Origin of the sequence: Collinsella sp. D33t1_170424_A12 (genome assembly GCF_015554865.1) — a bacterium.
In the GTDB taxonomy this organism is placed as follows: Bacteria; Actinomycetota; Coriobacteriia; order Coriobacteriales; family Coriobacteriaceae; genus Collinsella.
This window is the reverse complement of the sequence record NZ_JADNJJ010000074.1, coordinates 1-5,346: the sequence shown is the minus strand read 5'-3', so window position 1 is coordinate 5,346 and position 5,346 is coordinate 1. Positions and strand designations below refer to the sequence as shown.

7 protein-coding genes are annotated in these 5,346 nt (G+C 61.7%); all 7 read right to left on the bottom strand.

All coding sequences use genetic code 11. The annotated features are described in order from the left end of the window. The coding region (locus tag I2E26_RS03655) for a cytidylate kinase family protein (protein WP_195419645.1) at window positions 1-232 on the bottom strand (232 nt) is incomplete at its 3' end. A 66-nt stretch (window positions 233-298) separates the two neighbouring features. Then, window positions 299-946 (bottom strand): amino acid ABC transporter permease, encoded by a 648-nt coding sequence (locus I2E26_RS03650; protein ID WP_147587705.1) that lies wholly within the window; start codon window positions 944-946, stop codon window positions 299-301. A 3-nt stretch (window positions 947-949) separates the two neighbouring features. Beyond that, a complete protein-coding gene (locus tag I2E26_RS03645) occupies window positions 950-1,696 on the bottom strand; it encodes an amino acid ABC transporter permease (protein ID WP_147587706.1) in 747 nt (248 codons plus the stop codon). A gap of 121 nt (window positions 1,697-1,817) precedes the next feature. After that, complete coding sequence (locus tag I2E26_RS03640; RefSeq protein ID WP_195419644.1) at window positions 1,818-2,678, bottom strand: transporter substrate-binding domain-containing protein; 861 nt, start codon at window positions 2,676-2,678, stop codon at window positions 1,818-1,820. Window positions 2,679-2,789: 111 nt separating this feature from the next. Beyond that, window positions 2,790-3,521 (bottom strand): amino acid ABC transporter ATP-binding protein, encoded by a 732-nt coding sequence (locus I2E26_RS03635; protein WP_147587708.1) that lies wholly within the window; start codon window positions 3,519-3,521, stop codon window positions 2,790-2,792. Between the two features lie 415 nt (window positions 3,522-3,936). Beyond that, on the bottom strand, window positions 3,937-4,380 hold the full coding sequence (locus tag I2E26_RS03630) for a GatB/YqeY domain-containing protein (RefSeq protein ID WP_195419643.1): 444 nt from the start codon (window positions 4,378-4,380) through the stop codon (window positions 3,937-3,939). Window positions 4,381-4,389: 9 nt separating this feature from the next. Next, a partial coding sequence (locus I2E26_RS03625) for a peptidylprolyl isomerase (protein ID WP_195419642.1) occupies window positions 4,390-5,346 on the bottom strand: 957 nt, incomplete at its 5' end.

The following is a 5,346-nucleotide window of genomic DNA, read 5'->3' as shown; positions in this document are numbered from 1 at the left end:
TCTGCTCGTCGTAAGCGGCCATCTTGTCCACCGAGTCGCCCGAGCGCGATGCCGAGCGCACCAGCAGCTCGTTGTCGTACAGTGGAATACCCAGGCGCGTCGACAGCATCTTGCCGATCTCGTGTCCCTCGGCGCCGAAATCGCGCGCAATGGTGATCACGACCGGCTGGCCGGCTCGCTCGGCCTCCTCGGCCGCAACGCGTGCCTCGATGGCATGCTTGATGAGTCCCATGTCAAACCCTCCTCTATCGAGGTCAACCGAATATGCGAACGCCCGGTTGTCCGCCGGGCGCGTAGTTTATGCTGCAACAACTCGACGCTGGTAGCGACGCACCAGCAGAGAGATGCTGAAGTTGAGGGCGAAGTACAGCGCGAACACGAAACCGTACAGCATGAGCACCTGGCCCAGGTTGGTGGTCTGCGCCATAACGACCTTGGTGGTGTACATGAACTCGGCCACGTTGACGCCCGCCAGATACGAGCTGTCCTTGATCACCGTGGTGCACTGGCTGAACAGCGCCGGAATGATGGTCTTGAACGTCTGCGGCAAGATGATGTAGCGCATGGTGGCGAAGAAGCCGAAACCCTGGCTGCGCGCCGCCTCGAACTGGCTGGCGGGAATCGAGTTGAAGCCGCCACGAACGATCTCGGCCATAACCGCCGAGGTGAAGATCGTGAACGCCAGCACCGAAATGAAGACGTCGGTACCCTTCACCGTGAAGTAGATGAACAGGATCCACAGCAGGTTGGGCGTGCAACGGAAGAGCTCGATATACGCGCTCACCAGCCACGACAGCGGGCGCAGCTTACCGGTGCAGTACTGCTTGACCATGGCCAGGATCGTACCCAGCACGAGCGAGAAGATGATCGCCAGGATGGAGATCTCGATCGTCTTGAAGAAGCCGTTCATGATGAACGACAGGTTGTCTGCGTTGAAAAGCTCCATCGATTACGCCTCCTTCGCGGGCTCGGGCGTAATGCCGGGAATCACCTTGGCGCGCGGACGCTGCTTGGAGCGGCGCTCCAGGTACTGGACGAGAATGGCCAGCGGGAAGCAGATGAGGAAGTACATGAAGCAGCACAGCACGTAGCCCTGCAGATAGCCATACGTGGACACGAAGTTGTCCGCGTTGTACATAAGGTCGCCGCCGGCGATGAGCGCCAACACTGAGCTGTTCTTTACCAGGTTGAGCGCCTGGTTGCACAGCGGAGGCAGGATGATCTTGAACGTCTGCGGCAAGATCACGTAGCGATACGCCTGCACGCGGGTAAAGCCCTGCGAAAGCGCCGCCTCCATCTGGCCGCGCGGAACCGCTTCGATGCCGGTGCGAATGACCTCGGCGATATAGGCCGCGTGATACAGACCCACACCCATGAAGCCCAGCACGAACGCGGGGATGCGCACGGGCATGGCGGCGCCGGTGATGGCCTGCAGGATCTGCGGGCCGGCCATGTACATGAAGAACACCTGCACCGGCAGCGGGGTGTTCTGATAGAACTCAACGTACACGCGGCTGATAGCGCGCAGGACGCGCGAGCGCGTGGTGGAGAACACGCCCAAGATGGTTCCCAGCACCAGGGAGAGCAGCAGGCCGGCGGCGACCACCTGCAGGGTGAAGCCGAAGCCCTCCCACAGCGGACCGCTCTCGGCCAGCGTGAGCTCCCATCGCGTGGGATCGAGGAGTCCCTCTAGCATATAGATCCTTCCAACGTGCCATTATCGGACTGAGCGCCCGGGCAGATGGCTCCATCCGGGCGCACCGTACCAGGAACGGGCGCCGCGCGCATCGCGGCGGGCACCCGCTCCCGCTATCAACTTAGAGCAGGCCCCAGGCGGCGATATCCTCTTCGATCCAGCCGTTCTCGAGCAGGCCCTTCACGGTATCGTCGACGACCGGAGACAGGTCGCAATCCTTCTTGGTGGCGATGCCGTAGTCCTGGGCGCCGAACTCGATCTCGGGCTGGAGGAGCTCGCAGTCATCGGTGGTGTAGCCCTTGAGCGTGGAGCGATCCATGGCGAAGGCGTCGATGTTGCCAGCGTCGAGGGCGGACTTGATGGACGGGTAGTCGGGGAACTCCTGGAAGTCCGGCTTGGCGTCGAAGCCCTCGTCCTTGAGCATGCCCAGCACCATATCCTTGGTGTTGGAGCCCTGGGAGACGCCGATGATCTTGCCGTCGAGGTCGGCCATGGACTTCATGCCGGCGGCCTTCTTCACCAGGATGCCCACGTGGTCCGTACGGTAGGGCGTGGAGAAGTCCCACTCGGCCTGGCGCTGCGGGTTGATGGTGTAGGTGGCGCAGATGATGTCGAGCTGGTCGTTGTCGATCAGCGGACCGCGGGTCTTGGGCGTGACGTCGGTGAACTCGACGAGCTTCTGCTTCTTCGCCTCGTCGTAGGAAACGCCCAGGACGGCGGCGGCAATCTGGTAGCACAGGTCGATCTCGAGGCCCTCATACTCCTTGGTGGCGGTGTTGAGGTAGCCGTAGCCGATAACGTCCTTCTTAACGCCGGCCTTCAGCTTGCCGCGGCTCTTGATGGCCTCGACCTTGGAGGAGGCGTTAGCGCTGGAACCGGAGCCGGCGTTGCCGCCGCCGCAACCGGCGAGCGTACCCGCACCCGCAAGACCGAGAGCGGCGAGGCCGAACGTCTGAACGAACTGACGACGATTCATTTCCATGGTTGTTTCCCTTCGGGTTGTACTCAAGCGGCCGCTCGTGCGCAGGCCGCGCTGGTGACGAAAGTCAAAGCAGAGGCGCCGCGGGAATGCCGGCGGCGCCGCGCGCGAGCGCTAGTGCAAGATCTTGGCAAGAAAGTCGCGGCAACGCGGGTTTTGCGGATTCTCGAAGAAATGCTCGGGCGTGCCCTCCTCCAGGATCTGGCCGTCGTCCATAAAGATGACGCGATCGGCCACCTGACGGGCGAAGCCCATCTCGTGCGTGACGCACATCATGGTGATGTTCTCCTGCGCGAGCTCGATCATGACGTCGAGCACCTCCTGGACCATCTCGGGATCCAGCGCGGAGGTGGGCTCGTCGAACAGGATGATGGGCTGCTTGGTGCACAGGGCGCGGGCAATGGCCACGCGCTGCTGCTGGCCGCCGGAAAGGTTCTGCGGATACTCGCCCGCCTTGTTGGCGAGGCCGACGCGCTCGAGCGCCGCCATGGCGACCTTGGTGGCCTCCTCCTTGCTCTTCTTCTGCAGCTTGATGGGAGCGAGCGTGAGGTTGCCCAGCACCGTCATGTTGGGATAGAGGTTGAACTGCTGGAACACCATGGAGCTGTACTTGCGCGCCATCTCTAGGTGGTTCTTCTTGGTGAGCGGGGTGCCGTCGATAACGACCTCGCCGGTGGTGGGCTCCTCCAGGTAGTCCACGCAGCGGATGAGGGTCGACTTGCCCGAGCCGGACGGGCCGATGATCACGAGCTTCTCGCCCTCCTTGACGGTGAGGTTGATGTCCTTGAGGACATGAAGGTCGCCAAAGAACTTGTTGAGCCCTTTGATCTCAATCATATCGGCCATGATGTTCGTTTCCTTCCCGTTATGCCGTTGCCACGCAGCGCGTTGTCGTGCCGCGAATCGGCTGCACTTTATTCTAGTAATGTATTTGCTGGAGCGATAGTACCAATGACCTGAGAAATGTGCAAATGCGCTGCGCATTCCAGGCATGCTTGGCCGCGCAGCTCATACGTGACGCGATAAACAGCAGACCGAAGTACCACAGAATGATTCAAATATTTTCCCATTTTACGGGGTCTTATCCGCATGTAACCAGCTGCCCACGAAGAAACCGCAGGATTCCTGCGAGTGCTATACCCGCCCACGGCCGCACGGCGCACAAAAAACGGGTGCGACGCCGTGGTCGCACCCGTGTACATGCTCGTTGGCTCGTCCGGGAACATCGAACGCTCCCGCGCTTGCAACGCCCGCGCGCTTCTTACGCGAGGCGCGCGCCAACCTCCTTGGCAGCCGCCGGCTTGTCGAAGTTACCGCCGGTAGCAGCCGTGAGGGCGCCCATCACGCGGCCCATATCCTTGCGGGACGAAGCGCCGGTCTCGGCGATAACCTGTTCGATCAGGGCTACCAGGGCGTCGCCGCTCACCTGCTCGGGCAGCAGGCTCTCCAGGATGGACACCTGCTCGGTGAGGGTGTCGGTGCGCTCCTGGTTGTTACCGGCCTGGCGCGACATCTCCAACGTCTCGCTCGTCTGCTTGATGAGGCGCTTGATCATACCGTTGACGTCTTCCTCGGTGGCATCGCGGCGCTCGTTGACCTCGATGTTCTTCACCTCGCCCATGACCTGGCGGATAATGGACAGGCGCACCTTGTCCTTCGCCTTCATGGCGACGATCATCTGCTGCTGCAGCTCGTCCTTAGTCATGGCCGTCCCCTACTCGCTCTTCTCGGCGGACTCGTCGGCGGTGGTAGCCGGGTTCTCCTGAGCCTTGTCCTCGTCCTTAGCCTCGGCGGCCTTGGAAAGGTCCACGTTGTACGGGACGTCGGAGGGCATCTCGTTGATCTTGATCTCGGCCTTGTCGGTGTAGTCGTTCAGCCAGGTGTTGTAGGCATCGGACTCGGCGTTGGACTCGATGATGTTGGCGATGTAGTCGCGGATCTCTGCGGGCAGCTGGTCGATCGACGTGGCCTGGCCCTCGACCTTGAAGACGTCGGTGCACTTGATGATGTGGTAGCCGTACGTGGTCTCGACGATGCCGCTGATCTGGTCCTTCTGCAGGGCGCCCAGCGCATCCTGGTACTCGGTCACGAACGAGGTGAGCTTGTCGTAGCCCACGTCGCCGCCGTTCTTGGCGGAAGCGGTGTCGTCGGAATACTCCTTCACCGCATCCTCGAAGGAGACCTCGCCGGCGTTGATCTTATCCAGGATCTCCTGCGTCTTATCCTTCGCCTTCTGCTTGTCCTCGTCGGAGGCATCGGAGGCAACCTTGATCAGCAGGTTCTCGGAACGGCGGGCGTCGTTGTACGTATCGATGTTCTGGTTGAAGTACTCCAGGACCTCGGCGTCGGAGGGCGCATCGACAGCGGCAACCTTCTCGCGCAGCTTGTTCTTCTGCATGCTGCTGCGCAGGGAGTCCTTGTACGCCTGCTCGGTGTAGCCGATCTGCTGGAGAATCTCCATCATCTTGTCGACGCCGCCATAGCTCTCGGCCGAGCGCTCGAACTCGGCGTCAACTTCCTCGTCCGACACGGTGATGTCGTACTCGCGGACGGCGCTATCGATCAGGAAGTTGCTCGCCACGGAGCGGATCATGTTCTCGCGGTAGGCCTCCGGCGTCGTACCCTGGTCGACCAGGAACTTGGCCCAATCGGCATCCTCGGTATAGCCCGC

Bases quoted from the DNA above. Each gene is read 5' to 3' on its own strand.
- I2E26_RS03650 (WP_147587705.1), bottom strand. From the start codon at position 946: ATGGAGCTTTTCAACGCAGACAACCTGTCGTTCATCATGAACGGCTTC.
- I2E26_RS03645 (WP_147587706.1), bottom strand. From the start codon at position 1,696: ATGCTAGAGGGACTCCTCGATCCCACGCGATGGGAGCTCACGCTGGCC.
- I2E26_RS03640 (WP_195419644.1), bottom strand. From the start codon at position 2,678: ATGGAAATGAATCGTCGTCAGTTCGTTCAGACGTTCGGCCTCGCCGCT.
- I2E26_RS03635 (WP_147587708.1), bottom strand. From the start codon at position 3,521: ATGGCCGATATGATTGAGATCAAAGGGCTCAACAAGTTCTTTGGCGAC.
- I2E26_RS03630 (WP_195419643.1), bottom strand. From the start codon at position 4,380: ATGACTAAGGACGAGCTGCAGCAGCAGATGATCGTCGCCATGAAGGCG.